Annotated in this window: 24 protein-coding genes; 10 read left to right on the forward strand and 14 right to left on the reverse strand. The window is 66.8% G+C overall.

All coding sequences use genetic code 11. From position 1 onward, the window contains the following. Positions 1-125: 125 nt before the first annotated feature. From ACEN9K_RS04240 to ACEN9K_RS04260, 5 genes are all read right to left on the reverse strand, one after another. Complete coding sequence (locus tag ACEN9K_RS04240; RefSeq protein WP_495635227.1) at positions 126-1,700, reverse strand: FAD-dependent oxidoreductase; 1,575 nt, start codon at positions 1,698-1,700, stop codon at positions 126-128. Positions 1,701-1,790: 90 nt separating this feature from the next. Next, complete coding sequence (locus tag ACEN9K_RS04245; RefSeq protein WP_478222369.1) at positions 1,791-2,444, reverse strand: DUF4232 domain-containing protein; 654 nt, start codon at positions 2,442-2,444, stop codon at positions 1,791-1,793. Between the two features lie 101 nt (positions 2,445-2,545). Beyond that, positions 2,546-3,316: a YcnI family copper-binding membrane protein gene (locus ACEN9K_RS04250; RefSeq protein ID WP_134165134.1), complete on the reverse strand. Its 771-nt coding sequence runs from the start codon at positions 3,314-3,316 to the stop codon at positions 2,546-2,548. An 83-nt stretch (positions 3,317-3,399) separates the two neighbouring features. Continuing rightward, the gene (locus ACEN9K_RS04255) at positions 3,400-4,032 is read right to left on the reverse strand and encodes a hypothetical protein (protein ID WP_134165133.1); all 633 of its coding nucleotides are present in this window, start codon (positions 4,030-4,032) and stop codon (positions 3,400-3,402) included. A gap of 150 nt (positions 4,033-4,182) precedes the next feature. Further along, positions 4,183-4,392 (reverse strand): hypothetical protein, encoded by a 210-nt coding sequence (locus ACEN9K_RS04260; RefSeq protein ID WP_018770853.1) that lies wholly within the window; start codon positions 4,390-4,392, stop codon positions 4,183-4,185. Positions 4,393-4,607: 215 nt separating this feature from the next. Here ACEN9K_RS04260 and ACEN9K_RS04265 point away from each other — a divergent pair, with 215 nt between their 5' ends. Beyond that, positions 4,608-4,955, forward strand: coding sequence for a hypothetical protein (locus ACEN9K_RS04265; protein ID WP_018770854.1), 348 nt, complete (start codon positions 4,608-4,610; stop codon positions 4,953-4,955). A gap of 59 nt (positions 4,956-5,014) precedes the next feature. On the opposite strand, the gene ACEN9K_RS04270 is transcribed toward ACEN9K_RS04265, so the two are convergent. The 8 genes from ACEN9K_RS04270 to ACEN9K_RS04305 all read right to left on the reverse strand — a co-directional run bounded on the left by ACEN9K_RS04270 (position 5,015) and on the right by ACEN9K_RS04305 (position 14,763). Next, the gene (locus ACEN9K_RS04270) at positions 5,015-6,730 is read right to left on the reverse strand and encodes a thiamine pyrophosphate-dependent enzyme (RefSeq protein ID WP_495635228.1); all 1,716 of its coding nucleotides are present in this window, start codon (positions 6,728-6,730) and stop codon (positions 5,015-5,017) included. 40 nt (positions 6,731-6,770) lie between these two features. Further along, the gene (locus ACEN9K_RS04275) at positions 6,771-8,288 is read right to left on the reverse strand and encodes an amino acid permease (protein ID WP_495635229.1); all 1,518 of its coding nucleotides are present in this window, start codon (positions 8,286-8,288) and stop codon (positions 6,771-6,773) included. 47 nt (positions 8,289-8,335) lie between these two features. Beyond that, complete coding sequence (locus ACEN9K_RS04280) at positions 8,336-9,292, reverse strand: glutaminase (RefSeq protein ID WP_018772168.1); 957 nt, start codon at positions 9,290-9,292, stop codon at positions 8,336-8,338. Further along, the gene (locus ACEN9K_RS04285; protein WP_018772169.1) at positions 9,289-10,887 is read right to left on the reverse strand and encodes a PucR family transcriptional regulator; all 1,599 of its coding nucleotides are present in this window, start codon (positions 10,885-10,887) and stop codon (positions 9,289-9,291) included. Before ACEN9K_RS04285 ends, ACEN9K_RS04280 begins: the two co-directional genes overlap by 4 nt. Before the next feature lie 235 nt (positions 10,888-11,122). Continuing rightward, a complete protein-coding gene (locus ACEN9K_RS04290; protein WP_495635230.1) occupies positions 11,123-11,875 on the reverse strand; it encodes a maleylpyruvate isomerase family mycothiol-dependent enzyme in 753 nt (250 codons plus the stop codon). Further along, positions 11,875-12,717 carry a fumarylacetoacetate hydrolase family protein gene (locus tag ACEN9K_RS04295; RefSeq protein WP_495635231.1) on the reverse strand — a complete coding sequence of 281 codons (843 nt, stop codon included), beginning with the start codon at positions 12,715-12,717 and terminating at the stop codon, positions 11,875-11,877. The genes ACEN9K_RS04290 and ACEN9K_RS04295 overlap by 1 nt, the downstream gene beginning before the upstream one ends. After that, a complete protein-coding gene (locus ACEN9K_RS04300) occupies positions 12,717-13,847 on the reverse strand; it encodes a cupin domain-containing protein (RefSeq protein WP_056391241.1) in 1,131 nt (376 codons plus the stop codon). Before ACEN9K_RS04300 ends, ACEN9K_RS04295 begins: the two co-directional genes overlap by 1 nt. A gap of 109 nt (positions 13,848-13,956) precedes the next feature. Beyond that, on the reverse strand, positions 13,957-14,763 hold the full coding sequence (locus ACEN9K_RS04305) for an IclR family transcriptional regulator (protein ID WP_018772173.1): 807 nt from the start codon (positions 14,761-14,763) through the stop codon (positions 13,957-13,959). A 48-nt stretch (positions 14,764-14,811) separates the two neighbouring features. Between ACEN9K_RS04305 and ACEN9K_RS04310 the strand changes: the two genes are divergently transcribed. Beyond that, positions 14,812-16,098: an MFS transporter gene (locus tag ACEN9K_RS04310; RefSeq protein WP_056391238.1), complete on the forward strand. Its 1,287-nt coding sequence runs from the start codon at positions 14,812-14,814 to the stop codon at positions 16,096-16,098. Continuing rightward, on the forward strand, positions 16,091-17,350 hold the full coding sequence (locus ACEN9K_RS04315; protein WP_056391235.1) for an FAD-dependent oxidoreductase: 1,260 nt from the start codon (positions 16,091-16,093) through the stop codon (positions 17,348-17,350). Before ACEN9K_RS04310 ends, ACEN9K_RS04315 begins: the two co-directional genes overlap by 8 nt. 166 nt (positions 17,351-17,516) lie before the next feature. On the opposite strand, the gene ACEN9K_RS04320 is transcribed toward ACEN9K_RS04315, so the two are convergent. Then, positions 17,517-18,569 carry a LacI family DNA-binding transcriptional regulator gene (locus tag ACEN9K_RS04320; RefSeq protein ID WP_223993796.1) on the reverse strand — a complete coding sequence of 351 codons (1,053 nt, stop codon included), beginning with the start codon at positions 18,567-18,569 and terminating at the stop codon, positions 17,517-17,519. 217 nt (positions 18,570-18,786) lie between these two features. Here ACEN9K_RS04320 and ACEN9K_RS04325 point away from each other — a divergent pair, with 217 nt between their 5' ends. The 7 genes from ACEN9K_RS04325 to uxaC are packed head-to-tail and all read left to right on the forward strand — an operon-like array spanning position 18,787 to position 26,412. Beyond that, positions 18,787-20,148 carry an ABC transporter substrate-binding protein gene (locus ACEN9K_RS04325; RefSeq protein ID WP_026266211.1) on the forward strand — a complete coding sequence of 454 codons (1,362 nt, stop codon included), beginning with the start codon at positions 18,787-18,789 and terminating at the stop codon, positions 20,146-20,148. A 6-nt stretch (positions 20,149-20,154) separates the two neighbouring features. Continuing rightward, the gene (locus ACEN9K_RS04330; protein ID WP_495635232.1) at positions 20,155-21,165 is read left to right on the forward strand and encodes a carbohydrate ABC transporter permease; all 1,011 of its coding nucleotides are present in this window, start codon (positions 20,155-20,157) and stop codon (positions 21,163-21,165) included. Continuing rightward, positions 21,162-22,085, forward strand: coding sequence for a carbohydrate ABC transporter permease (locus ACEN9K_RS04335; protein WP_018772179.1), 924 nt, complete (start codon positions 21,162-21,164; stop codon positions 22,083-22,085). The genes ACEN9K_RS04330 and ACEN9K_RS04335 overlap by 4 nt, the downstream gene beginning before the upstream one ends. A gap of 2 nt (positions 22,086-22,087) precedes the next feature. Then, a complete protein-coding gene (locus tag ACEN9K_RS04340) occupies positions 22,088-22,936 on the forward strand; it encodes a sugar phosphate isomerase/epimerase family protein (RefSeq protein ID WP_495635233.1) in 849 nt (282 codons plus the stop codon). Next, positions 22,933-24,096, forward strand: a complete 1,164-nt coding sequence (locus ACEN9K_RS04345; RefSeq protein WP_134165124.1) for a Gfo/Idh/MocA family protein — start codon at positions 22,933-22,935, stop codon at positions 24,094-24,096. Before ACEN9K_RS04340 ends, ACEN9K_RS04345 begins: the two co-directional genes overlap by 4 nt. Before the next feature lie 3 nt (positions 24,097-24,099). Continuing rightward, entirely contained in the window at positions 24,100-25,005 is a 906-nt protein-coding gene (locus ACEN9K_RS04350) for a sugar phosphate isomerase/epimerase family protein (RefSeq protein ID WP_018772182.1), read from the forward strand. Between the two features lie 3 nt (positions 25,006-25,008). Further along, positions 25,009-26,412, forward strand: coding sequence for a glucuronate isomerase (gene uxaC, locus ACEN9K_RS04355; RefSeq protein WP_495635234.1), 1,404 nt, complete (start codon positions 25,009-25,011; stop codon positions 26,410-26,412). Positions 26,413-26,473 lie beyond the last annotated feature (61 nt).

The following is a 26,473-nucleotide window of genomic DNA, read 5'->3' on the forward strand; positions in this document are numbered from 1 at the left end:
GCGGCCGGGGTTCCGCCCGAAGCCGAACATCACCCCGTCCAACCCCGGGATTTCGGCCAAGGCAGACGGCAGCCCTGCAGGGCCTCGGCCGGCAAATCCCTGTTCAATAGCTGATCAATTCCTGTTCAAACAGTTTCGGACTCCGGCAGGTCCTTGGTGGCCGGGCCTTCAAGCAACCTTCCCTGGTTCGTGAAGCGGGACCCGTGCAGGGGGCAGTCCCACGTCTGTTCGTTGTCGTTCCAGTGCAGGATGCCGCCCAGGTGCGTGCAGACCGCCGAGAGCCTGCAGGTGGTTCCTTCCACGGTGGATACAGCCACCGGCCGGTTGCCCTCGCGGTAGACCTTGCCCTGGCCTTCGGCCGGGACGGCGGCCGGGCCTGCGGTATCAGGTGTTGCGGGGGCAGGCGCTGCGGGAACGGTGGGTCCGCGGGTTCCCCGTTTGAGGCCGTCAATCCTGCGGCCCTCAGTGGTCACTTTCCCCCAGTCGGAGGCCATCCTCGCGGCAACGCCGGCGTTGAGCGCCACGGCGGACAACGCACCTGCCGGCGATGTAATGCGGTGGTGGATGGTGTCCGCCCAGGGCACCTGGCCGCCCAGGATGTCCGCCGAGATGCCCAGCGCGGCGGCGACGGCGTTGGTCATTCCCCACTTGTTGTAGCCGGTGCCGAAGTAGATCCGGCCTTTGCCGCGCGGGAGCTTTCCGAAGAAGGGCATGAGGTTGGTGGGCATGTAGTCCTGTGCCGACCACGTGTGCGTGGTGACCGCACCGGGGTAATGCCGGCCCGCCCAGTCGAGCAGCCCGGTGAGGTGCGCTTTCTCTGAGTCCGTCCGCCCCACGTGATGGCCGTGACCGCCCACAAGCAGCAGGTTCCGGCCGTCCACCTCATAGTCGCGAAGGGAGTGCGTGGGCTGCTCAACGGAGATATACATGCCCGGCGGAGGTGCCTGGTCATCCTGCAGGGCAAGGGCCGCCGCGTAGGAGCGGCTTGGCTTCAGCTTGGCGAAATAGAGGCCGCGGTCCAGGACGGGGATTCCGGTGGCAAGGACGACCGTGTCCGCCCTGACACTGCCACGGTCGGTCCTGACGGCGGAGGGCGCATCGCCGGTGACGTCCTGGAGGCGCACGCCGCTGACGATCCGGCCGCCACGGCGGCGGATGTCCGCCACCAGTGCGTCGAGGACCTCCATCGGATTGATCTGGGCCTGGTCCCGCAGCCGGGCGGCCCCGTGGACGGGAAACGGCAAACCCGCGTCGCGGACGTAATCCACGTCCAGCCCGGCAGTGGTGGCGGCGCTGACCTCCTCCCGCAGCTTTTCCGTTCCCTGTGCTGACGCAGCATAGGTGTAGGCGGTGCGGCGCTGGAAGGGCACGTTGTGCTCCTCCAGGTAGCGCAGCAGCCAGGCCTGGCCCTCCCGGTTTCCGTCCACGTACGCCTGCACCTGTTTCTGCGAATACTGGCGGGCCAGCTGGGACAGGAACGTGCCCTGCAGCAGCGTTACTTTTGCAGTGGTGTTGCCGGTGGTCACGGCCCCCGGCCGGCGGGCCTCCAGTACCAGTACGCTTTGCCCGGAGCGGGCCAGCAGCAGTGCGGCGACCAGGCCGGTGAGGCCGGCCCCCGCCACCACCGTGTCATACCTGGTGTCCGGTTCAAACGGATCAGAAATGAAGGGATCCCTGCGGTCCAGCCAAATCGACGTCATGCCAGTCCAACCTGCCTACGGTCCACGGCCCTCGCAGGCCAGTTTGTGCATCCCTCCATTCCCGGTTCCCTCCTGGGTCAGGTCCCGGGGTCAGGCGGGCTGGAACGCTCCAATGCTGAGCAGTGTGATGTTTGCGTTGCCGCAGGCCCGGGTAGGTTGCGGGAGGAACAGGGAATCGGTGTCCTCGGGCGGATAGATCCGGTAGCCGGCAGCATCCACGGGGGAGCAGTCCATGTAGTTGCCTGCCTGCGTGTAGCGCAGCACCGCAGCGCCCGTCTGGCCGGGGGCCAGCAGAACGTCCACGACACCTGCGGACTCATCCCGCGTGGCGGGGGCGCCAATGGGGGCGCCGGCGGCGTCTGCCACCAGGGAGACGCCCGGGAAGCCCCTGAGGATGCACGGCTCGGAGCCGCTGTTGGTGAGGTTGAGCTTCATGTAGACACTGCCGGCAGCGCCGCCACCGGACGGATCCGTGGCCGCCGTGAGCCCGGCCGCCTTGCACAGGCCCGGAGTGCCGGCAGGGCTGACGGGGGACGGGGAAGCCGGCGTCGACGTGGCCGGCGCCGAGGACGCCGGAGGCGCCGTTGACGCGGTCGGCGAGGGGGACTGGCTGGCCTGCCCGGTGGCGGGCGCCGTCGTAGTCTGGGACTGCGGCTGGCTTGGGCCGCACGCGGTGAGCAGCAGCGCTGCCGCTGCGGCCGCCGTCGTCATGGCAAACCCCTGGGAAATTTTCTGAGACCTCATGGGACCACCTTCGCGGTAGCCGTTGCCCGCGTCAACGATGCCACCTGCAGTAGGGGCAATTTGATGCCCGGATCGTGATGATCCGGGCACCAATTACGACCCTAGGGCTTGCCGGCCGGCTCCCGGCCGGCAGTGCCGGCGGCAGTGTTGCTGCCCGGCGCGCGGAGCCTGCCCTTGCTCCGCAGCAGTGCCGCCCCGCCCAGGACCAGTCCGCCCACGCCGGCAGCAAGCCCGGTCCAGCTGCGCGCCTCCGCGCCGCTGTCCGTCCCCGCCGCCTGTCCGGTGCCGTGGGCAGCTCCTGCCGCGCCGTGGGCGTCCGCGCTGTCCGCCGCCGTGATGGTGAGCGAGGGGGCGGGGGCTTTCAGCCCGTGGGGGTCCTGGCCGTCAGCGGCGACCTGGGACCAGTCGGTCTGGCCGCTTTCGCAGGTCTGCAGCGTGGGGAAGTTCAGGGTTGTCCCGGCCATGTCCGGCAGGTGCACGGAAAGGACCAGGGCGTCGCGCAGTTCGGGGCTCAGCGGCGTCTTGGCCGTATAGACGATCTGGCTGGTCCGCTGCGTGATGGCGGTTCCGTCCGGGAGCTTCCGGGGTTCGGCGAACTGTTCGGTCACCTTTTCCGCTGTCCAGTTGGGGTTGACCGTGGGTTGGGCGTCATTCAATTCCGGGGGCAGCGTGATGGCCACCTTCGTGGTGGGGGACGTGCCGCAGCCGTGCGGAATGCCGAACGTCAGCAGGGCATAGGAACCGGCGCCGGTCTTGTCCGGGGTCACGCCAACATGCGCTGAGGCGCCGCCCGCCACGGCGAGCAGGAGAACGGCTGAGCCTGCGGCGGCTGCGGATGCGGTCAGGGCACGGCGAAAAAACGGGGTTGTCATGGGTTGCCTTTCTGGCGCACACCACTGATACAGGGCGTGCAAAATGTGTACCCCGACGCCGTGCGGAAGGCCGGTGCGGGGCTTTAGCAGGGAAGCACGACGGCGGAAGGCGGGCCGCGCCGGCTGTCCTGGCGGACGTTGCGCCAGGGGGAGCGGTGCAAGGGAACGTGCCCGAACAGTCCGTTGAGGCGGACGGCAGGGACAGGTGCCACCGGCCCGGGAAGGCCGGCAAAGGGCCGCAGCCAGTCGGCCAGTGCCCACAGGGCAGCTTCGCCTTTGGCGAGGAGGAGGGCGCAGCCCAGCGTGGCCGCCGCGTGCGCTGCGAGCATCAGTGGTGCCAGCGCGGGATTTGCGGGACTCAGGTGCTCCGCCAGGGGAGCGAACGCTGCGAACCCGGCCAGGGGGACCTGGTGCAGGTGGGCCGCCGCCGGCGCACCTGCTGCGCTCTCAAGGGGAGCGGAAAAGGCGGTGAGAAGCTCGTGCAGGGCCAGCTGGCCGCCGCCCAGGAGCGCGGCCATGGCCGGAAACGCCAGCCGAAGGCGGGTTGCGGCCGTGCTGGCCAGTGCTGTCAGGGCCAGCACGGCCAGGAGGATGCCCGGGGCCGGAAGGCGGCCTCCGCCAACCACGTGGGCGCCGCCGGCGAGGGCCAGGGTGCCGGCGGCCAGGGTCGAGGCACGGAGGAGGTGGAAAGGGACCTGCGGGAGGGAACCACGCACGGCTGCTCCTCCTGCTGTCCGCCGGCACTGCAGGGTGCAGGGCCGGTTCCGCCTACGGGTCCGGAGCCGGTGCCCGGACCCTCAAGATTCTACCGGCCCCTTAGTCAGTCTCCGGCCCGGTGCAGTAGGGGCAATCGTCCGGGCAGTCCGTCATGCCGGCACCCCTGCCAGGTCGTAGCCGTCGGCGATATGGAACAAGCGCCGGCCTCCCGCGGGGGCTGCCACCCACACCACGTCGCCGTCATCGGTCCGGGCATCCACCAGGCCGCTGAAGGCGGTGTGCCCATCCCTCCTGAGTTCCACGCTGTCGCCGACCTGGACGGCGTCCCAGCGGACAGGGCTCTTTACGCGGCTCGTCATTGAAGTCACGGATATTCCTTTGAAGAGGCTTGGCCGGGGCGGCTGCTGCGGCCCCGGTGATGCCATCAAACCGCTGCGCCACGGCGCGGCTCAATGGAGGAATGGCCACGGGTTCCGGTCCCTTGTTGTGCATCCCTCCAGCAGAGACCCTGTGCCGGCATGGAGCGGCAGGGTTAGACTGCCTGCATACGTGTTGGCGATCGAAGGAGAAGTTCATGGACTACACCGGAAGCCAGTCGGAGAAGGCCGTAACCGCCGGGGAACTGGGCCGCAGCCACATCGGGCAGACCATCAGCTTCAAACCGAACGAGTTCACGGTTGTGTTCGGCAAGCTCGCGGGCATCGCCCGGACTGAGGCCATGGTCTACCTGTCGCTGACGGGGGTTGGAAACGGCACCCACCTGAAGGACGAATATGACCTGCCGCTGACCCATGAGGTCTTTGTGCCGGTGGACGTCATCACCAACGCGGAATCCACCATCAAGGACCTGTTCGGCAAAGTCCAGGAAAACCTCCGCGGGGCCGGCCACAAGGGTGGCGAGGACCGGACGGACCGGCTCTAACCGCCCGCAGCAAGAGCAAGGAAGAAGGCCGGCACTTTCGTGCCGGCCTTCCGCTTGGCCTAGTACGCCTTGACCCGCTGCTCCACCACGAGATGGATGAGGGCGAATACGCCGTCCCGGTCAATCGCTGCCAGGGCTGCATCCAGCGCTGCCGGGACATCTCGGTCCTCGGTCACCGTGACCCCGAATCCGCCGAAAGCCCTGGCCATCAGCGCAAAGTCGGGGTTCTTCAGCTGGGTACCGGAGACGCGCCGGGGATAGTGCCGCTCCTGGTGCGTGCGGATGGTGCCGTACTCCTGGTTGTCCATGACCACCACCAGCGGCGTGGCCCCGTACTGGGCAGCCGTGGCCAGCTCCTGCCCGTTCATGAGGAATTCGCCGTCCCCGGCGATGGTGACCACGCGCCGCTTCGGTTCGGCCAGGGACGCTGCGATGGCCGAGGGGACGGAGTAGCCCATGGACCCGTTCCGCGCGCTGATCATGGACGCGTAGCGGCGGGTGGGGAAATACCGGTGCGCCCAGTTGGTGTGTTCACCTGCACCGAACGTCACCACCGCATCGTCGGGCAGCCGGGGGACGAGGTTGGCCATCAGGGTGTCCATCCGGGCCTGCCCGGCCGCCGGGGCAGCAGGAGGCAGCGTGGCAAAGCGCTCCTGCTCGGCGCGCATCCTGGCCGTCCAGGCCGTCCACTCTTCCTTCACGGGCAGGCTGATGCCCTCCAGGCCGCGCACGAACGCTTCCGGTTTGGCCAGGATCTGCCGCGACACCGGGCCGGACCTTCCCCGCAGCGACGGGTCCACGGTGACCAGGAAATTTTCCTTGTTCCAGTCCTGCCGGCAGACGAAACCGTCCGTAATGACGTCGCCCGGCACCGTTCCCACGAAGACCAGGAGGTCGGTCTCCTCCAGCAGGTCGTAAGTGGGGCGCGGCCGGCCATAGCCGATCGGTCCCACGTAGGACGGCGAATCGAAGGGCACTGTTCCCTGCGTCCGCCATTCCGCCGCCGCCGGGATGTGGTGCCGTTCCAGCCAGGCGGTGAGCTGGTCCGCGGCCTCCTGCGTCCAGTCGTTGCCGCCGGTCACGAACAGCGGCTTGGACGATTCCGCCAGCGCCGCTTCCAGGGCTGACGCATCAGCGCTGCCCATCCCGCCTGCGGCCACGGGAATCGCAGGATGCAGCGCAGGGCTGACCTCCCGCCGGATGACGTCCTCGGGCAGGCCCACCACCACGGGCCCGGGCCGGCCGCTCATTGCCGCAAACATGGCCTCCGCCACTATCTCGGAGGCCCGTTCCGGGTGGTCAAGGACCATCACCCGCTTGGCGCCGGTGTCGAACCAGGACTTGATGTCGAATTCCTGGAACGCCTCGCGGTCCCGGTGGGCAAACGGGATCAGGCCCACGAAGAGCAGCATCGGCGTGGAGTCCTGCCAGGCGGTGTGCAGCCCTACGTGGGCGTTGGCCGCGCCGGGCCCCCGGGTCACCATCGCCACGCCCGGGCGCTGGTTCAGCTTTCCGTCGGCTTCCGCCATGTACGCGGCACCGCCTTCATGGCGGCAGACGATGGTTTCGATCTTCGAGTTGTGCAGGCCGTCCAGCACATCCAGGAAGCTCTCGCCGGGAACCACATAGGTGCGTTCCACGCCATGCGCCACCAGCGAGTCAACGATCACGTGCCCCGCGGATTTCAGGGCGGGCGCCACGGTGTCCTGGTGATGGACGACGGCGGCGGGCCGGGTGGGGGAGGAGGTCAGGGTGGGCTGCGGCTCTGGTGTCATGTTCTTTCTTTGGCTCGGAAGGTTGGCGGAAGGGATGGGGTCAGTAGATGGGGGTGCGGTTGGCGATGACGGGGGACTTTCCGGTGTAGCCGTCGCGGGTTTCGGCGATTTGGCGGATGCGGGTGCGGCAGGCGTACCAGCCGGCGACCATGAGGATGGAGGCGATGGCGGTGACGAGCATGGTCAGGGGTGAGTCGATGAAGACCATGATGAGGACGCCGATGAGGAAGAGCAGGGAGAGGTAGCCGGTGTAGGGGGCGCCGAACATGCGGAAGGAGGGGCGGGTGACCCAGCCTTTGTCGGCCCAGCGTTTGAGTTGGATTTGGCACAGGACGATGGTGGCCCAGGTCATGATGATGCCCACGGAGGCGATGTTCAGGACGATTTCGAAGGCTTCGGCGGGGACGAGGTAGTTCAGGGGGACGCCGAGGAGGGAGACGGTGGCGGTGATGGCGATGCCGCCGTAGGGGACGCCTGCTTTGTTCATGCGGGAGGCGAAGCGGGGTGCGGAGCCGTTGACGGACATGGAGCGCAGGATCCGGCCGGTGGAGTAGAGTCCGGCGTTCAGGGAGGACAGGGCGGCGGTGAGGACGACGAGGTTCATGATGACGTCTACGCCCTGGACGCCGATGGAGCCGAAGAAGGTCACGAAGGGGCTGACGCCTTTTTGGTAGGAGGTGAAGGGCAGCAGCAGGGCCAGGAGGATCACGGAGCCGACGTAGAACACGGCGATGCGGAAGACCACGGAGTTGATGGCCTTGGGCATGATTTTTTCGGGGTTTTCGGTTTCGCCGGCGGCGGTGCCGACGAGTTCGATGGAGGCGTAGGCGAACAGGACGCCTTGCATGAGGATGATCATGGGCAGCAGGCCGTTGGGGAAGATCCCGCCGTTGTCGGACAGGAGGCTGATGCCGACCTGTTGGCCGTCCACGGGGGTGCCGAAGATGACGAAGTAGGTGCCGATGATGAGGAACGCGACCAGGGCGGCGACCTTGATCAGGGCGAACCAGAATTCCATTTCGCCGAAGACCTTGACCGAGACCAGGTTCAGGGCCAGGACGACGATGAGGGCGGTCAGTGCCCAGGCCCACTGGGGGACGTCGGCCATCCAGGGGATGTAGTTGCCGAAGAAGTGCATGTAGAGGGCGGTGGCGGTGATGTCCACGATGGTGGTGGTGGCCCAGTTGATCCAGTAGAACCAGCCGGAGACGAACGCGGCTTTTTCGCCGAAGAATTCGCGGGCGTAGGAGACGAACGAGCCCGAGGAGGGCCGGTGCAGGACCAGTTCGCCCAGGGCGCGCAGGATCAGGAACGCGAAGAACCCGCAGACCGCGTAGGCGATGACCAGGGACGGGCCCGCGGCGTTGAGCCGGCCGCCGGCGCCCAGGAATAGGCCGGTGCCGATCGCGCCGCCGATCGCGATCATCTGGATCTGCCGGGGCTTGAGGTTCTTGTGGTAACCCTTGTCCTCCGCGTGCAGGGAGGTCTCCGACGCATGCGCGTGACCACCATCAATTATGTGGTCGAAGCCAACCTCGTCATTGGGGTTGTTGGGCATGGGTATTTCCTTTCGATCCGGGGAAGATCTGTCTTGGATGGGAAAAACTAGAAAACTGACCAGCCGGTGCGGTCGGAGAGGTCGGCAAGGGCTGCCGTGCCGGCGAGGGAATTGCCCTTGGCATCCAGGCGCGGGCTCCAGACGCAGATGGCGCACTGGCCCGGCACGATGACCAGTATTCCGCCGCCCACCCCGCTCTTTCCGGGCAGGCCCACGCGGTAGGCGAATTCGCCGGCGGCGTCATACATGCCGCACGTCAGCATGATGGAGCCGATCCGCTTGGCCTCGCTCCGGGACAACACGGTGCCGGCGGCTCCCTGTCCGTCATTGGCAAGGAACAGGCCGGCCTTGGCCAACTCCGCGCAGGTCATCATGATCGAACACTGGCGGACGTAATTCTCCACCACTGATTCCGCAGGCTGCGTGAGGTTCCCGAAGTCCTTCAGGAAATGCGCCAGGGCAAGGTTGCGGCTGCTGCCGGCCAGTTCACCGGCGGCAGCTGCCTCGTCAATGAACGGCCCCTGTCCCCGGCTGTCCGCCTGTCCCTGGTGACCCGCTTGTCCGGTCAGGAACCGCAGGAGGTGCGCGGCGGCGTCGGGCGTCTCCTGCATCAGGTGGTCGGTGACCACCAGGGCCCCGGCATTGATGAAGGGGTTGCGCGGGATGCCATGTTCGGCCTCGAGCTGAACCAGGGAGTTGAAGGCTGTTCCGGACGGTTCGCGCAGCACCCGAGACCACAGCCGGGCGGACCGGCCGCCCTGCAGCGCCATGGCCAGGGTGAAGACCTTGGAGATGCTTTGGATGGAGAAGGGGACATCGGCGTCACCGGAGCAAAAAACGTCACCGGACGTGGTGGCGACGGCAATGCCAAACCGGTCGAAGGGGACCTTGGCCAGGAAGGGGATGTTGCGGGGTACTGCACCCGTTTCCTTCCGCGGACGGTGACGCCGGACGATGTCCTCGAGGAGGATGTCCAGGGGTGGTGCGCCGAGTGTTGTGGTCATTTCCTGCCTGAAGTGTCGTAGGAAGTGGAGGCCCACTCCTGGAGGTGGAGCAGCGCCACCAGGGAATCCCTGGGGCTGCCGAAGTCGAGGCCGGTCACCCGGGTGGCTTTGGCCACCCGGTAGTAGACAGTGTTCTTGTGCAGGTTCATCCGCCTGGCGCATTCGGCGACGTCGAAGGACGCATCGAAATACGTGCGGAGGGTGTCGGCGAGTTCGGCGTCCTCCTGGAGGAGCGCTGCCAGGCCGCGGTGGCGGAACGGTGAGGTGTGGAAGTTCCGCACCGCCTCGCGGTAGAGGATTTCCGCTTCGAAATCGCCCACCGCGGCAACCGTGCCGGGTTCTGCCGTGCCCACGCAGGCCAGCAGCGCCTCCGTCACCCCGGTCACCGTATGGAGGGACAACAGGTCCGGCACCAAGGGGCCCACGGCCGCGAATGGACTGATGCCGAGGTGCTTGCGGGCATCCCGGACGATTGCCTCGGCAAGGGACCGCAGCCCCGATTCCGCGGTGCTGGACTGCAGGTCAGGCACGATGATGGCGGTGTCACCCTTGAACTGGCCCACGACGGCGGTGGGCTTGTACGCGGCCGCGTGGATGGAGGCGAGATTGGCAAGTTCCCCGTGCTTGAGTGCGGCGTCGTCGGCGCGCGAGTCGGCGTCGGACATGCCGATGAGGATGAGGGCGGCGGGACGTTCCGAAGGGATTTTTCCGCTGTGCGCGCTGGCGGCGGCCTCCGCGGGACCTGACAGGATCCGAACAATCCGGTCCTCCCGCATATGGACGGACTGCTGGTTGCGGTACCGGATCAGTTCGGCCGAGACGCGTGCCGCGGATCCCGTGAGGACATACTCAACGTCCGGGCCGAAGCCGGCTCCGGTCTCCTGGAGCCAGATGTAGCCCATGATCCGTTCGCCGGCAAAGAGCGCGATGGCCACCCGTTCCCGCAGCCCGTCCTGGGGCCGTGCGGGTACCCGGACCGGCTGCCGGGTGCGGTGCAGTTCGCGGTAGGCGCCAAGATCCTTGAGCAGCAGTTCGTATTTGCGGGGGCCGCGCCGGGCCAGGATGGAAGCCTTGCGGAGTTCGTCGATGTCATTGGTGACGGTGGAGTAGGCCAGGACCTTGTTGGCCGCATCCTCGATGAGCACGTGGCTGGACGTGAGCCGCGCTGTGGTCTGGGCGATCGCGAACAGGTCTTCCTCGAGCAGGGTCAGCACTTCGCTCTGGTAGCTGCGCGGCTGGATCCGGTCCTTGGCAATGGAGAGCAGGCGGTCCCAGTCTGCTGCCGGATCCACCAGCAGCAGTCCCGATCCGGCTGCGCGGAGGAGTTCTTCCGCTTCCGCCAGGTCTTCGCGCTGGCCCTTGACGGCGACCACCGGGGGCGGGTCCTTCAGGAGGCGCCGGAGGGCAGGCAGCGCCGAACGGCCACGGACCCCGATGAGCAGGACAAAGGCTTTGCCGGCCTGGGCTGCTTCATCGTCGGCGTCGACGATCAGGAACCGTTCGATGTCCGGCGCCGAGGGGGCCGGGCGAAGGATGAGGCTGGCGAAGCCGAGGGGAAGATCCGAGAGGATGTCATCCACCGTAACCGCGGCCATGGGTTGTCCTTTTGCGTCGATCCCACCGGACGGCTCTGTCCGGTCACCTCATGCTATCCAGCGTCCTGGGCTGATTTTATGGAACCTCCTCCAAGTCCAGGGGATCCTTTTTAGGCTCCAGCCTGAGGCGACGCACCGCACGTGACGGGACATGCGGGCAGGAACGCCGAAAGGCGGGCCAGCCGGTGCTGGCCCGCCTCTGGTGCGGTGCTGTGGCGGGTGCCACGGCGGCCTGTCAGATCCAGGCCGGTGCCGGCGGCGCCGGGGTAGCTGCTTCGCCGTCGCGCTTCGCCGTGGTTCCGTCCGTGCCGCGGCCCGCGGCCCACTGGGCGATGGCGGCCAGTGAACCTGACACCACGGTGGGCGACAGGGCGGCGGTGTCCCCAAACGACAAGCCGGTGCCGTCCACTGTGATGAGGAGCCCGGCGTCGGTGCCGCGCGCATGCCAGGCGCCGGTGATGTCCTTGAGCAGGCGTTCCAGGACGGGTGCAGGGATGTCCTTGAAGGTGGCCCCGTTGTCCAGGTCCACGGCGTGGACCCAGACTTCGCGGGTGCGCATCCACACGGTCTCTTCGGCCGGGACGGTCCTGCCCTGGACGGTTTTGACCTTGTGGTGCCAGTTGGCGGCGGGCAGGTCGCGCCATTCGACGTTCAGGTGCACGGCGGAGTGGTCGAACAGGTTCCGCAGGGCGATGGGACTGAGGGTGGACCCGAAGTCGATCTCGTGGTTGCGGACCTCAACGGAAGGGTACATGGGTGTTTCCACCCCGGTGGCCGCCCACTCGACCAGACGGGCGATGGCCCTGGCGTTGTAGCCCACGTGGGCTACAACGTGGCGGCGGGTCCAGCCGGGCAGCAGCGAGCCCCCGTCCAGTTCCGCGTCGGTGAGCTCGTTGAGCTTGCGGGCGAAGAACGCGGTGCCGCGCCGGGCCTGCAGGAGCCCGTCGAGCAGGACGGGGTCGGTGGTCTGGTCGTGCCGGGCGACCATCAGGCTTCCTTGACCACGCGGTTGGTCAGCTGGCCGAGTCCTTCGATGGTGGTGACCAGGACCTGGCCTTCCTGGAGGTATCGTTTGGGGTTCTGGGCGTGGCCCACGCCGCCGGGGGTGCCGGTGGCGATGACGTCGCCGGGGTTGAGGGTGATGATGGTGGAGATGTAGGAGACCAGGTATTCCGGGGTGAAGACCAGGTCGCTGGTGGGGGTGGACTGCTGGACGTCGCCGTCCACTGCCGAGGTCATCAGCGGCCCGGGGGTGAATTCGTCCTTGGTGACCAGGGCCGGGCCGAACGGGGTGGACTTCTCCCAGGTCTTGCCCTGCAGCCACTGGATGGTGCGGAACTGGTAGTCGCGCATGCTGATGTCGTTCAGCACGGAGTACCCTGCGATGTGCCCGGCAGCCTCTGCCTCCGGGATGCGCCGGCCGGCCTTGCCGATGACGACGGCGAGCTCGGCTTCCCAGTCCACGGTGTCCGATTCCTGCGGCAGCGCGAGGTCATCGTTGGGCCCGATCAGCGACTCGGCGTACTTGGCGAACAGGGTGGGGTACTCGGGGACATCGCGGCCCATCTCCTTGATGTGGTTGCGGTAGTTGTGGCCCACGCAGATGATCTTGCCCGGGGAAGGCACGACGGCGGCGAGGTCGGCGCCGTCGAACGCGTGCGTTGCGCCGTTGGCATCCTTGGCGATGGTTTCCCAGTTGGGGTCCTGCAGGAGTGCCCCGACATCGGAAAAGCCCGGGATTTCGGTGAGGGTCTCGCCGTCCTGGCGGACCGCCGTCGTGCTCTTGCCGCTGCCGGTGCCGGCGGGGAGGCGGAGGGTGAGGAGTTTCATTACTTGGTGCGTCCTTCGATGTAGGTGCGGTTGAAGTTCAGGCGCTCAAAGATGGGTGCGTCGCTGAACCGGAACAAATCAAACTCGGATTCGGCCTGCAGTGACCAGGCGGCCCAGGACGGCACCACGAAGAGGTCGCCCTTGGCCAGGGCCCTGGTTTCGCCGTTCAGGGTCACGGTGCCTGTGCCTTCGAAGACCTGCCAGACGCTGGAGCCCACCTCGCGGACCGTCTCCGTCCAGGCGCCGGCGCGGAGCCGGTGGAACTCGGCGCGAATGGTGGGCATGACGTCCCCGCCCGTGGTCGGGTTGGTGTACCGAACGGCGGCGTGGCCCTGTGACACGGTGGCCGGGTGGCCCTCGTCCTCGAGGAGCAGCTGTTCGCGCAGGGCGGCGTCGGTGTACTTCCACCGGTACGCCGCGATGGGGGAGTTGGTGGTGTCATCGAGGCCGGAGAGCGGGCGGAGTCCGGGGTGGGCCCAGAGCCGCTCGGAGCGGGAGATGTCCGGGGTGGCTTCGTCGGTGACGCGTTCGGTGCCGAACTCGAAGAACCCGGCGTCCGCGTAGTGCACGAACGGGATGTCCAGCCCGTCGATCCACGCCATGGGCTGGTCGGTGTCGTTGTGGTGGCCGTGGAAGTTCCAGCCCGGGGTGAGCAGGAAGTCGCCGCGGGACATCCGGACAGGGTCCCCGTTCACCACGGTCCACACGCCCTCGCCCTCGACGACGAACCGGAACGCATTCTGCGAGTGGCGGTGCTCCGGGGCCGTTTCACGGCCGCCCAGGTACTGGATGGCCGCCCACAACGTCGGGGTGGCGTAAGGCGTGCCGGCCAGGCCCGGGTTGGCCAGCGCAATGGCGCGCCGTTCCCCGCCGCGGCCCACCGGCACCAGGTCCCCGGCGCGGGCGGCCAGGGGGTACAGGTCATTCCAGCGCCAGACGTGCGGCACTGCTTTCGGGGACGGGACCATGGGCATCAGGTCCGCGATCTCCGTCCACAACGGAATCAGGTTTTCCTTATCGAAATCCCGGTACAGCTGCTCAAGCTGCGCAGCCTCCTCCGGGGTGGGCTCGGGAACATGGTGTTCCTGCGCCACGGATTCGTGCGTTTGGTTTTCAGCGCTGATCGACACTGGCCTTCTCCTTGCGTGCGGACTGACTGCGACGTGGATTCGACCCTAGGGAAGATCTGCTGTGATCCCCAGCATATTCTGGCATGCAGAATTCCTTCGGCCCTGCCGGTCAGCTTCCGGCTGCCCCGTCCGCCGGATTGGCCGCGATGTCTATTTCCAGCTGGCGCCGGGTCTCCATCATGACGCCCACCAGCCCGGCGTCGAACAGGGGCCGGAACCGTGCCACGGGAGTGGCCACGCTCAGGGCGCCCACCACCATGCCCTTGCCGTTGTGCAGGGCCATCCCAAAGGCGCTGATGCCCTCCTCGGTACCCTCGAAGTTGGCGGCAAATCCGTTGGCGCGGACGGACTCAAGCTCGCGCAGGAACGCGGGGTAGTCGGCGTCCGGGATGTAGTCGCCGCCCAGTTCCGCGTTGGGGCTGCGGAACAGCTGCTCCAGCACGGCGGGATCGAGCTCCGCCAGGATGGCCTTCCCGCCCGAGGCTTTATGCGCGGGGAGCAGGGTCCCCTGCCGGTCCCCGACGCGCAGGATGTTGGTGCTTTCCACCGTGTCCAAAAAGCGGACTTTTGTGCCCACCCGGATCATGAGGTTGACGGTCTCGTTGGTGCGCGCGCACAGCAGTTCCATGTGTGGCCGGGAGATGTCCCGCAGCTGGCGTGTCCAGCTCAAGCCCGCCGGGCCGGCGCCCATCGCGGGGCCCGGCACATACCGGCGCGTTTCATCCTGGACCGCGAAGCCCCGGTACACCAGCATGGCCAGGAGCCGGTGTGCCGTGGACGGCGCAACGCCGAGCTCCGCCGCAGCGTCCTTGAGCCGCAGGCTGCCGACGTCCCGCAGGAGCTGGAGGAGCTGCAGGGCGTTATCCACCGCTTCGATGGAGTAGGTGGGCTTCCGCCGGGCAGGAAGATTCTGCATGACAGAATAATATGGGCGCGCTGGTATGACTGCCAGCACAGTGGTGGGATGAATCACACAACTTCCGCTGCAGCGCCGCAGCGCATGGCCGCCCCCACCTCGGGCGCAGGCCTTTCCGGGTTCCCCCGGCGTTCCGTACTTGCCGTCCTGGTGTGCTGGCTGCTGGTCGTTTTCGACGGCTACGACCTGATCGTCTACGGCACCGTCCAGGGCTCACTCATCAGCGACACCGGCTGGGGCCTGACCAAGGCCACGGCCGGGACCATCGGGTCCATGGCCTTTGTCGGCATGATGATCGGAGCGGTCTTCGCCGGCCGTATGTCCGATACCTGGGGCCGGCGGCGCACCATCATCGGCTGCGCCATCGTGTTTTCCGCGTTCACCATCCTTTGCGCCTTTGCCCCCAATGCGCCGGTCTTCGGCGGCCTCCGCCTGCTGGCCGGCATCGGACTGGGGGGCCTGGTGCCCTCAGCCAACGCTTTGGTGGCCGAACTCGTGCCGGAAAAATGGCGGTCAACCATCGCCACCCTGATGATGTCCGGCGTTCCCATCGGCGGCTCCCTCGCCGCGCTGGTGGGCATTCCGCTGATTCCGGCCTTCGGCTGGCCCATCATGTTCCTCGTGGCCGTCGTCGCCCTGGTGGTAGTGATCCCGCTGGGGTTCCGCTACCTGCCGGAAACACTAGCACCCAAGACAACCGGCGGCAGCACCCCGAAGGAGTCCGTGGGATTCGGCTCCCTGCTCCGGGCGCCTTACCTCGGCACCAGCCTGCTGTTTGCCATCGGCACCCTGGTGACCCTGTTCGCCTGGTACGGGCTGGGCACCTGGCTGCCCAACCTGATGCAGCTGGCCGGGTACAACCTTGGCTCCGCCCTGACGTTCGCGCTGGCGCTCAACCTGGGCGCCGTGGCTGGCTCGGTACTGACCGCCTGGGCCGGCACAAGGTTCGGGCCCATTCCCACGGCGATTGCGGCAGCGGCGGTGGCCGCCGTCGCCCTGGTGGTCCTGGTGTCCGGGCCGCCCGTCGCCGTCGTCTATTTCATGCTGGTGCTTGCCGGCGTGGGAACGCACGGCACCCAGTGCCTGATTATCGCGGCCGTGGCCAGCCACTATCCGGCACACCTCCGCGGTACTGCCCTTGGCTGGGCACTCGGCGTGGGCCGCATCGGGGCAGTGGCCGCACCGCAGGCCGGCGGGCTCCTGCTCGCAGCGGGCCTGGGCGTCAACTCAAACTTCCTGGCGTTTGCCGGAGCAGCCGCCGCAGCAGCAGTCCTGCTCGCAGCAGTCGGCATCAAAATCAAGAAATCAACAGCAGTAGGAGTTTCCAATGTCTAACGTCAAAGCGTCCACCGACGTCCTCGTGGTGGGCGGCGGCATGGCCGGGCTTGCCGGAGCGCTGGCGCTTCGCGAAAACGGCGCCGACGTCACCCTGGTTGAAGTGGCACCGGCCTTCGGTGAAGTGGGTGCGGGCCTGCAGATGGCCCCCAACGCATCCCGCGTCCTGAAGCGCTGGGGCCTGCTGGAGAAGGCGCTGGAAATTGGCGTCCAGCCCAAGCACCTGGTGTTCCGCGACGCCATCACCGGCGAGGAGCTGACCCGCCAGACCCTGGGCGGTGAGTTCGAGGAGCGCTACGGCGCCCCCTACGTCGTCATCCACCGCAGCGACCTGCACCGGATCCTGCTCGAAGCCTGCCAGGAAGCCGGCGTCACCCTGGTGAACGACGTCCTGGTGCAGAAGGTGGAAACCGACGGCGACCGGGCCCGCGCTTACGCCGCCAAGGGCGAGGTCTTCGAAGCCGACGCCATCCTGGCTGCGGACGGGCTCAAGTCCACCTTGCGCGGCACCGTTGCCAATGACGGTCCGGTGAATTCGGCCTACGTGGCGTACCGCGGAACCGTGCCCATCACCGAGGAGACCCCGGCCGCGGACCTGGAGGACGTCATCGTCTACCTGGGACCGGACTGCCACCTGGTCCAGTACCCGCTGCGCAAGGGCCAGCTGCTCAACACCGTGGCGGTGTTCAAGTCCCCGTCCTTCGAGCGCGGCGAAGAGCAGTACGGCGGCGTGGACGAGCTCGAGGCAGCCTATAAGGACTGCGTCCCCGCCGTGCAGGAAGCCCTGAAGAACCTGGCCACCGGCATCCGCTGGCCCATGTACGACCGCGACCCCATCGAGAACTGGGTTTCCGGCCGCATGGCACTCATCGGCGACGCCGCCCACCCGATGCTGCAGTACCTGGCCCAGGGTGCCTGCCAGGCGCTGGAGGACGCGGCAGTCCTGCAGGACGTGGCCCGCGAAAAGGTCTTCACGCCCGAGGGCATCGACGCCGGCGCCTGGGAAGCTGCCTTCCGCGAGTTCAACGAAGCCCGCGCCGCGCGGACGGCCCGAGTGCAGCGCACCGCCCGGATCTGGGGCGAGTCCTGGCACGTGGGCGGCGTGGCACGCATCCTGCGGAACATGCTGTTCAAGAGCCGCGGCGACAACAACTTCCAGTACAACGACTGGTTGTACGGGCGCGGTGAGCCCGGTGTTCCCGCGGAGGTTCCGGCCGGGGTTCCGGCGGGGTCCAGGCTGGTGGAAGCCTAAGCACTGATTTTCCAGGGCGGGCGTACGACGGCGGGTGGCTCCCGCCGTCGTACGCCCGCCGGAGCGGCCCCCACCTGGACCCGCGCCAGCGGGGCCTTTCCAGACAGGAAGTCGTTGACGCCATCGCCCGCCGCGGACGTCCGGGGGGGAAATGAGCCTCGCCTTCCTATAGTCGTGCAGGGCCTGTGGACTCCCGGATAGTCAAGTGGGTGGGCATGACCGCCAGCTGCCGGGCGGCTCTTCCCGCCAGCGGGTTGAGCTGGGCCAGCAGCATGGACACCGCCACCCGGCCGGCCTGTTCGATGGGACTTGAAATGGTGGTCAGGGGCGGGTTGCAGAAGTCCGCGCCGAAGATGTCATCGGACCCGATGATGCTCATGTCCTCCGGGACGCGGATGCCGCGGGCCTGGAGGCGCTGGAGCATGCCGATGGCCAACAGGTCGTTGAAGACGATGCAGGCAGTGGCACCCGTCCTGACCGCCGCGTCCGCCGCGGCAGCCCCCGACGTCGTCTTCGGGGTGTAGGGCCCGATCCGGTGGACCTCCATACCGCGCCGTTTCGCGTCCTCCTCGAAGACCTTCCACCGCATCTGGTTTGACCACGACGTGGGTGGTCCGGCGACGTAGCAGACCTTGTGGTGGCCCAGGGAGGCCAGGTGTTCCAGGGCCTGGATGATGGCCGACGGCGTATCGATCATGACCGTGGGAGCGCTGGTGGATGCGCGGTTGAAGGTGACCAGGGGCTGCGTCCGCGAGACCTCCGCCAGCTGGGCGTCCGTCAGGCGGGAGGCAGCGAGAATGAAACCGTCGGCGGATTTGCGCATCTTGTGCAATGCATCGAGTTCCACCTCGTTGGATTCTTCAGTGTCCACCAGCAGCTGTGTGTAACCAGCTGCCTTGAGCTGGTGCTGCGTGCCCCGGATGATGTCGAAATAGAACGGGTTGGTGATATCGGGCACCAGCACCGCCACGGCGTTGGTGCGCCCCGAACTGAGTCCCCGCGCCTGGGAGCTCGGCACGTAGTTCAGCTCCGCGGCTGCCTCTTCGATCCGCTGCCGGGTCCTCGCATTGACCCGGTCCGGCCGCGACAGGGCACGTGACACCGTGGAGGTGGCCACTCCGGCCAGTTCAGCCACGTCGCGGATGGTGGGCGGCCGGTTTGCACTGGCGTTAAGGTCTAGCGCACCGCGCGTGGTGGCTTCGACGGGTAGATCAGCCATGACGCTGGACCTTTCCTCGCTGGCTGGACGAACCGCCGTCGACAATTAACGCCGGCGAGGCCCCTGACTCTGTGCCTTAATCCCACCATTTTTGGCAACTTTTGGCAACCGCTTGCCGGAGTTGTTGCATCCTTCCTAGACTGGCATTCGAGTCGCCTGCAGTGATTTCCGCCACAGGACGGATGTGGCCATGTGGGTGTCCTAGAGGAGAAAAACAATGAGGTTTAAATCGACTACTGGGCTTGCGGCGATTGTTACGGCTGCAGCACTGGCCCTGACCGGTTGCGGTTCGGGTTCCGGGACTGGTGGGGGAGGGTCCACGAATGCGGACGGCAAAGTGGACGGGACGGGCAAGACGCTGAACGTCCTGACTGGCGTTCTCAGCCAATACCCCGAGCAGCAGAAACAGTGGCAGAGCGATATTGCAGCCAAGTTCAAGGCTGAAACCGGGGCCGACGTGAAGTTTGAAACCTTCGCCTCGGCCAACGACGAGCTCACCCGCATCCAGACTTCCGTGGTCTCCGGCCAGGGGCCGGATGTCTACGGACTCGGCACCACCTTCACCCCCACGGCCTATGCCACCAAGGCCTTCGTCACCCTCTCGGATGACGACTGGAAGAAGGTTGGCGGCAAGGACCGCTTCAACCAGGCTGCCCTCGGTATTTCCGGCCCGGACAAGGACCACCAGGCCGGCATCCCCTTCGTCAGCCGCCCGTTCGTGATGGCGTACAACAAGGACCTGCTCGCCGCGGCCGGCATTGACAAGCCCGCAACCAGCTGGGACGAGCTCGCAGCCCAGGCCAAGAAGATGACCAAGGCTGATACCTATGGCATCGCCACGGGCTACAAGGACAACTATGACCCCTGGAAGTTCATCTGGGCCATGGCCGTCCAGGCTGGAAACCCGTTGGTCGACGGTAACAAGCTCAAGATGGACGACCCCACCGTCAAGAAGGCCTACCAGACGTACTTCGGCTGGTTGACCCAGGACAAGGTCGTTGACCCTGCTTCCGTCGGCTGGAGCAACAGCAACGCCGTGGCGGCCTTCGCCAGCGGCAAGGCCGGCTACCTGATGATGACCACTTCCAGCTCCATCCCCACCCTGGACAAGTCCGCAGTTGCCGGGAAGTACGAGTACGCCCTGATGCCCACGGTCGCACCGGGCGAGACGCAGTCCAAGTCCGATGGCGAGGCCGCCAGCATCCTCTCGGGCGACAACCTGGTGGTGGCTGATTACTCCAAGCAGAAGGACCTTGCCTTCGCCTACATCAAACTGATCACTTCCAAGGACGAGCAGTTGAACTACCAGAAGACCTTCGGCGACCTGCCTGCAAACGCCGAAGCCCTGGCCGCTCTGACAGACCCCAAGCTCAAGCCGGTGGCTGACGCCGCCGCCAAGTCCAAGGCCACACCGTTCACTGGCGCCTGGGGCGATATCCAGCTCGGCCTCCTCAACGTCACCGTGCAGTCGATCCCCGACCTGGCCGCGGGCAAGGTGGACGAGTCAGCACTCGAACAAAGGATCAAGGACGCCCAGAACAAGGGCCAGGCTTCCCTGGACCGGGCCTCCAAAGGATAGGTTCTGATGTCAACCGACGCCTCTCATGAAGTCCGGCCTGCGGTGGATTCCGCCGCGGGCCGGGCGCCCCGCGATTCACACGACGCCGGGCAACAGCCCGGCCACCGGGGCGGCCTACGCCGCAAGGGAATGAGCGAACGCAACCGGCCGCTCTGGATGCTGATCCCGGGTGGGGTCCTGATGATCATCATCATCGTGGTCCCGCTGCTGCTGGGCATCTACATGTCCGTCCTCAACCTGGACCAGTACACCCTGCGGAAATGGATCAGTGCGCCGCTCATCGGAGCCGAAAACTTCGTTGAAGCGGTGACGGCATCGCCCTTGCTGCACGCCGTCTGGCTCAGTGTCAGCTACTCGCTGCTGGCCATGGTGGTGACGCTGCCGCTGGGCATCGCCGCCGCGGTGGCCACGCAGAACGCGTTCAAGGGCCGGGCAGTGATCCGCTCGGTCTTCCTCATCCCGTACGTCCTCCCATCCTTCGTGGTGGCCACCGTCTGGCGCACCATGCTCCAGCCCGGCGGGATCGTGGACGAGGCCTTGGCCACCGTGGGGATCCACGTGGGGCTGTGGCTCAACGGCCCGCAGACCTTTTGGACGCTGGTACTGGTCCAGATCTGGGCATCGTGGCCGTTCATCTACCTGCTGGCCCTGTCCGGCCTGCAGTCGGTGGACCATGAGGTGCACGAAGCGTCGGCACTCGACGGTGCGCTGTGGTGGAACAAGCTCCGGTACGTGGTGTTCCCGTACTTGAAGGGCCCGCTGGCTCTGGCCTTCCTGATCGGGATGCTGCACCACATCAACAACTTCACCCTCCCGTTCGTGCTGTTCGGCGTCCCTGCGCCGGCCGACGTCGAAGTCCTCCCCATCCTGACCTACGTCACCAGCTTCCAGAGCTTCCGCTTTGGACTCAGCGCCGCAATGGCCTTCATTTCCCTGGTGCTGATCGCCATTCCGCTGTTCGTCTACCTCCGTGCCGTCAAGCTTGACGACGCCGAAACACCAGGAGCGAAGAAATGAGCACCACGACAGCCACCCGGCGGAGTGCGTCAACCGTTGATGTTGACCGTCCGGGCTCGCACCGCCAACATGAGGTGCTCCGGCTCCTTCCGGGCCCCCTGCTGGTCATCATCCTGGTATTCCTCGGCGCACTTGTCCTGATCCCTGTGCTGTACATCTTCCTGGCTTCGGTGAACTCGGACATCGGGGTGGCCAATGGCGAGTTCTGGCCGTCCTCAGTCACATTCGATAACTACTCGAAGATTTGGACCAGCGTTGGCCTGGCCACCGGCCTCACCAACAGCGTCCTGGTGGCGGGAGCAACCGCGGTGGTCTCCGCAGCGATGTCCATCTCCACTGCGTTCGTCCTGGTCCGCTACAGCTTCCGCGGCAGGCTGACCATCCTCCGCGGGCTGCTGGCACTGCAGTCGGTGCCCGGAACCCTCATGGTGCTGCCGGTCTTCGTCCTGTTTTCCTCGGCGGCAACCTACCTCGGCATACAGGTGATCGGAACCCAGTGGGGCCTGTTCGTGACCTACCTCACCTTCGCCATGCCGTTCTCCACCTGGGTGATGGTCACCTACCTTCGCGGGCTTCCCAAGGAACTTGAAGAAGCAGCACGGATCGACGGCGCGTCCCACCTTGGCGTCCTGTTCCGGATCATCCTTCCGCTGAGCTGGCCCGGCATCGTGGTTTCGGGCATCTTCGCCTTCCTGCTGGGCTGGAATGACGTGTTGTTCGCCTCGGTGATGACCCGCCCGGAAAGCCAGACGGCCGCCGTCGCACTCCAAATCTTTGGTGCTTCGCAGGAAGGCGGCGCCATTCCGTTCTACGGCCAGATGATGGCGGCGGCATTGGTTTGCGCCGCTCCTGTGGTCATTCTTTACCTGATTTTCCAGCGTTACCTAGTAGGCGGGCTCACCGCCGGAGGAGTTAAATAACCATGGTTTCGACCACCCAGGTCACGTGGCAGCTGTCAGGCTTCGGCGACGAGATCGACGACGACCCAGCGGTCCAGATAGCAGTGCTGCAGGCCCTCGGCGCCAACCACATTGAAGTCCGCAGCGCCTGGGGCACCAACATCGTGGACCTGAGCAATGAACAGCTCCAGTCCCTGGCATCCCTGCTGGCGGAGAAGGGCATGAAGGTCTCCGCCGTCGCTTCCCCCATTGGCAAGGTGGACGTCAGCCTGCCGGTGGAGCACGAAGTGGAACGGCTGCGCCGGGCGGTCAACGCCGCCAAGGTCCTGGACGCCAGGTACATCCGCATCTTCTCCTTCTACTACGGCGAGTCCGTACAGGTGGAGTCCATCCGCGATGCCGTCATCGAACGCATGCGGGCGCTCGCCGATGTGGCTGAGGAAGCGGGCGTGATCCTGCTGCACGAGAACGAGAAAGACATTTTCGGCGACGTACCAGACCGCGTCCTGGACATCATCGAAACGGTCAACTCGCCCGCGCTGAAGGTGGCATGGGATGCCGCGAACTTCGTCCAGGTGGGGGTCAAGCCCTTCGATGAGGGATACGCCAAACTGCGTCCGCACCTTGAGTACCTGCAGGTCAAGGACGCACTGTTCGAAAACGGCCACGTGGTGCCGGCAGGTGAAGGCGACGGGGATGTGCTCCGCACCGTGGAGGCCCTGAAGGCAGACGGGTACCAGGGCTTCGCCTCCCTGGAGCCGCACCTCGCCGGTGCCCACGGACTGGGCGGTTTCTCCGGCCCCACCGCGTTCGGCATCGCAGCACGCGCCTTTGCAAAAGTCACCGCAGAAGCAGGAGTCCAGACCGCATGAGCACCCTTAACGTAGCCATCACCGGATGCGGCGTCATCGGGCGCACCCACGCCGTAGCCCTCGAGGCGTTTCCGGAAGCACGGATCGTGGCACTGGTGGATGCCATCCCGGCCGCCGCCGAGGCCCTGGCGGACTTTATCGAACAGCGCGGCGGCCAGAGGCCGGCGCTGTACAGCACGCAGGCGGAGGCCTTTGCGGCTGAGGACATCGATCTTGTGTCCCTGGCCACCCCCAGCGGCCTCCACATCCAGCAGGGCCTGGAAGTCCTGGCCGCCGGTAAGCACGTGGTGATCGAAAAGCCACTCGACGTTGACCTCACCCGGGCCCAGGAAATCGAAGCCGCAGCCAAGGAAGCGGCCAGCAAGGGGATTGTTGCCTCGGTGATCAGCCAGCACCGGTTTGACCAGTCAAGCGTCGCCGTTGCCGACGCTGTGGCCAAAGGACGTTTCGGGCGGCTGACGTCCGCCATCGCTTCCGTGGCTTGGTGGCGCAGCCAGGGGTACTACGACTCCGGCGACTGGCGCGGCACCTGGGCCATGGACGGCGGCGGTGCGCTGATGAACCAGGGCGTCCACACGGTGGACCTGCTGCTGTGGTTCATGGGACGCCCCGTTGAGATCCATGCGCACACCGCCAGGCTTGCGCACGAACGCATCGAGGTGGAAGACACCGCCGTTGCCACCATCACCTTCGAAAACGGCGGCCTGGCCGTCCTGCACGCCACCACCGCTGCCTACCCGGGGCTGACCGTACGCGTCCAGCTCATGGGGTCCGAGGGCTCGGCGGTGGTGGACAACGACCGGCTGCAGTACTTCCACAGCAAGGACGCGGGCGGCGAGTCCGCGGACATGGGCCTTCAGGGCGGGGGCAACCAGGCGGAACAGGAACTGGCCAAATACCCCGAGGAGGACTACAAGGCCGCGGACCCCACCGTGTATCCGGCCGGCCACGTCCGGCAGTACCGGGACATCCTGGGCGCCATCGCCGGTGGGCGGCAGGCCGGCGTCACCGTCAGCGACGCCGTCAACGCACTCGCCGCGGTGCGTTCCGTCTACGTTTCGGCCACGCTTGGCCAGCCCGTCCTCTTCGACGATGTCCTGGCCGGCAAGTACAACGACCTCGAAGTCCGCACCGGCGGCACTTCGGCAGAAAGCGCCTGAGCCATGAAGTTTTCAGTATTTACCGCATCAACCCCCGAATGGACCCCCGACGAAGCAGTGCAGCACCTGGCCCGGCAGGGCTGGGATGGCATTGAGTGGCGGATCACCGACCAGGCCGACGCTGCCGAGCCGGGCTTCTGGGCCGGCAACAAGGCCACCGTCCCGCTCACCGGCATGGAGGACCAGCTGGACCGGATTGCCGCCCTCACATCCGGCGCGGGCCTGGAATTCTCCGGCATCGGGGGATATGCACGGTGCGACAACCATGCGGACGTTGACCGGATGCTGGCCGCCACTGCCAGGCTCGGCGCCGGGCAGGTCCGGGTGACCACCCCTCCGTTGGGAACGGCCGTCTGGGGGAACGAACCGGCCAGCGGTACCCCGTACCCTGAGCTGTTTGCCGGTGCCCGCCGTGACTTCGAGTGGATCGCCGAACGGGCTGCCCACCACGGCGTGAAGGCACTCGTGGAACTGCACCACCGCACCATCACCGCTTCGGCCTCGTCCGCGCTGCGGCTGCTGGACGGACTCGATCCGCGGCACGTGGGAGTCATCCATGACCTCGGCAACCTGCTGATCGAAGGCCAGGAGGACTACCTCCCCGCGTTCCAGCTCCTGGGAGACTACCTGGCCCACGTGCACGTCAAAAACGCCGTCTGGGTCAACAGCGGCAATACCGACGACTCCGGTGCCGCCATCTTCCGGAACGAGTGGGCCCCGCTGCGTTCCGGCCAGGGCAGCGTGCTGGAGTACTTCAAGGCACTAGCGGCCCATGGCTATGACGGCTGGGTGACGGTGGAGGACTTCTCCACCGAACTCCCGCTGGCTGAACGGACGGCAGATAACCTTGACTACCTCCGCTCCGCGGCCGCGCTGGCGGGACTTTCCGTCCCCGCAGGGAGGCGATGACCCGTGGGAACGCCGATTGCGGAACACCCCGACCGGCTGCTGCCGGCTGATCCGGGTGTCCGGAGCATCGCACGGTCACTGTTCACAAATGTGGAAGGGCTGCCCATCATCTCCCCGCACGGGCACGTGGACGCTGCGGTCATCGAGCAGAACACCCCTTTCCCGGACCCGGCTGCCCTGCTGGTCACCCCGGACCACTACGTCACCCGGCTGATCCACGCCGGCGGGGTGCCCATGGACCAGCTGGGGCTGGGCAGCCAACCCGCCGCGTCACGGGAGGTCTGGCGCCACTTCTGTGCCGCCTGGCCCACCTTTGAGGGAACGGCATCCGGTTACTGGATCCGGCAGGAGTTCGCCCACGTGTTCGGCCTGGCGGAGGAACCGTCCCGGGAGAACGCGGACCGGCTTTACGACGCCCTGCAGGCCAAGCTCTCTGAGCCGGGCTTCCGGCCGCGCGAGCTGTTCAAGGAATTCAACATCGAGGTGCTGGCCACCACGGATGATCCCCTGGACTCACTGGACAGTCACGCCGCGCTGCACGCGGACCCATCCTTTGCCGGGCGCGTCCTGCCCACCTTCCGCCCCGACCAGTACCTGAACATGGCGCACCCGGCCTGGCGGGACAACGTGGACCGCCTGATCGCTTCGGCGGGGGATGGCGCTTCGGGTTACGCCGGGTACATCAAGGCGCTTGAGTCCCGGCGCAGGCATTTCGTGGAGCGGGGCGCCGTCTCGGCCGACCACGGCGTTTTCACTCCTGCCACCCTGAAGCTGGACGACGCCGAGGCGGAGCGGCTTTTTGAGCGCGGGCGCAACGGCCAGGCGGATGCAGCTGACAGGGAAGCCTTCGAAGCGCACATGATCTACCAGATGGCGCGGATGTCCGTGGAGGACGGCCTGGTGATGACCGTCCACCCCGGATCCTTCCGCAACCACCATGCCCCCACGTTCGAGGCGTTCGGGGCGGATACCGGCCACGATATTCCTGTGGCGGTCAACTACACCGAGGCCATCCGGCCCCTGCTGCAGGATTTCGGGACCGCCAAGGACTTCCACCTGGTCCTCTTCACGCTCGACGAGACGGTGTTCTCCCGGGAACTTGCCCCGTTGGCCGGGTTCTACCCGTCGGTGTACCTGGGAGCGCCGTGGTGGTTCCTGGATGCGCCGGACGCCATGCTCCGTTTCCGGTCTGCCGTGACGGAGACGGCGGGCTTCTCCCGGTCCTCCGGCTTCATCGATGACACCCGGGCCTTTTGCTCCATCCCGGCCCGCCATGACACGGCCCGGCGGATCGAAGCCTCCTTCCTGGCGCGGCTCGTGGCCGAGCACCGGGTCACCGAAGAGCGGGCGCACGAACTGATCGTGGACATCGTGGACGCCTCGCCCCGCCGGGTGTTCAAGCTGTGAGTGCCCCCTTTACGTCCCCTCCGTCGGCCACGCCGCCCACTGCGGAGCTTCCGCGGCTGAA

Source organism: Pseudarthrobacter sp. Pseusp20 (genome assembly GCF_059492155.1).

Bases quoted from the DNA above. Each gene is read 5' to 3' on its own strand.
- ACEN9K_RS04250 (WP_134165134.1), bottom strand. From the start codon at position 3,316: ATGACAACCCCGTTTTTTCGCCGTGCCCTGACCGCATCCGCAGCCGCC.
- ACEN9K_RS04310 (WP_056391238.1), top strand. From the start codon at position 14,812: ATGAATCACACAACTTCCGCTGCAGCGCCGCAGCGCATGGCCGCCCCC.
- ACEN9K_RS04330 (WP_495635232.1), top strand. From the start codon at position 20,155: ATGTCAACCGACGCCTCTCATGAAGTCCGGCCTGCGGTGGATTCCGCC.
- ACEN9K_RS04305 (WP_018772173.1), bottom strand. From the start codon at position 14,763: ATGCAGAATCTTCCTGCCCGGCGGAAGCCCACCTACTCCATCGAAGCG.
- ACEN9K_RS04260 (WP_018770853.1), bottom strand. From the start codon at position 4,392: ATGACGAGCCGCGTAAAGAGCCCTGTCCGCTGGGACGCCGTCCAGGTC.
- ACEN9K_RS04345 (WP_134165124.1), top strand. From the start codon at position 22,933: ATGAGCACCCTTAACGTAGCCATCACCGGATGCGGCGTCATCGGGCGC.
- ACEN9K_RS04320 (WP_223993796.1), bottom strand. From the start codon at position 18,569: ATGGCTGATCTACCCGTCGAAGCCACCACGCGCGGTGCGCTAGACCTT.
- ACEN9K_RS04340 (WP_495635233.1), top strand. From the start codon at position 22,088: ATGGTTTCGACCACCCAGGTCACGTGGCAGCTGTCAGGCTTCGGCGAC.
- ACEN9K_RS04325 (WP_026266211.1), top strand. From the start codon at position 18,787: ATGAGGTTTAAATCGACTACTGGGCTTGCGGCGATTGTTACGGCTGCA.
- ACEN9K_RS04270 (WP_495635228.1), bottom strand. From the start codon at position 6,730: ATGACACCAGAGCCGCAGCCCACCCTGACCTCCTCCCCCACCCGGCCC.
- ACEN9K_RS04275 (WP_495635229.1), bottom strand. From the start codon at position 8,288: ATGCCCAACAACCCCAATGACGAGGTTGGCTTCGACCACATAATTGAT.
- ACEN9K_RS04245 (WP_478222369.1), bottom strand. From the start codon at position 2,444: ATGAGGTCTCAGAAAATTTCCCAGGGGTTTGCCATGACGACGGCGGCC.
- ACEN9K_RS04335 (WP_018772179.1), top strand. From the start codon at position 21,162: ATGAGCACCACGACAGCCACCCGGCGGAGTGCGTCAACCGTTGATGTT.
- ACEN9K_RS04240 (WP_495635227.1), bottom strand. From the start codon at position 1,700: ATGACGTCGATTTGGCTGGACCGCAGGGATCCCTTCATTTCTGATCCG.
- ACEN9K_RS04315 (WP_056391235.1), top strand. From the start codon at position 16,091: ATGTCTAACGTCAAAGCGTCCACCGACGTCCTCGTGGTGGGCGGCGGC.
- ACEN9K_RS04295 (WP_495635231.1), bottom strand. From the start codon at position 12,717: ATGAAACTCCTCACCCTCCGCCTCCCCGCCGGCACCGGCAGCGGCAAG.
- ACEN9K_RS04265 (WP_018770854.1), top strand. From the start codon at position 4,608: ATGGACTACACCGGAAGCCAGTCGGAGAAGGCCGTAACCGCCGGGGAA.
- ACEN9K_RS04280 (WP_018772168.1), bottom strand. From the start codon at position 9,292: ATGACCACAACACTCGGCGCACCACCCCTGGACATCCTCCTCGAGGAC.
- ACEN9K_RS04290 (WP_495635230.1), bottom strand. From the start codon at position 11,875: ATGGTCGCCCGGCACGACCAGACCACCGACCCCGTCCTGCTCGACGGG.
- ACEN9K_RS04350 (WP_018772182.1), top strand. From the start codon at position 24,100: ATGAAGTTTTCAGTATTTACCGCATCAACCCCCGAATGGACCCCCGAC.
- ACEN9K_RS04285 (WP_018772169.1), bottom strand. From the start codon at position 10,887: ATGGCCGCGGTTACGGTGGATGACATCCTCTCGGATCTTCCCCTCGGC.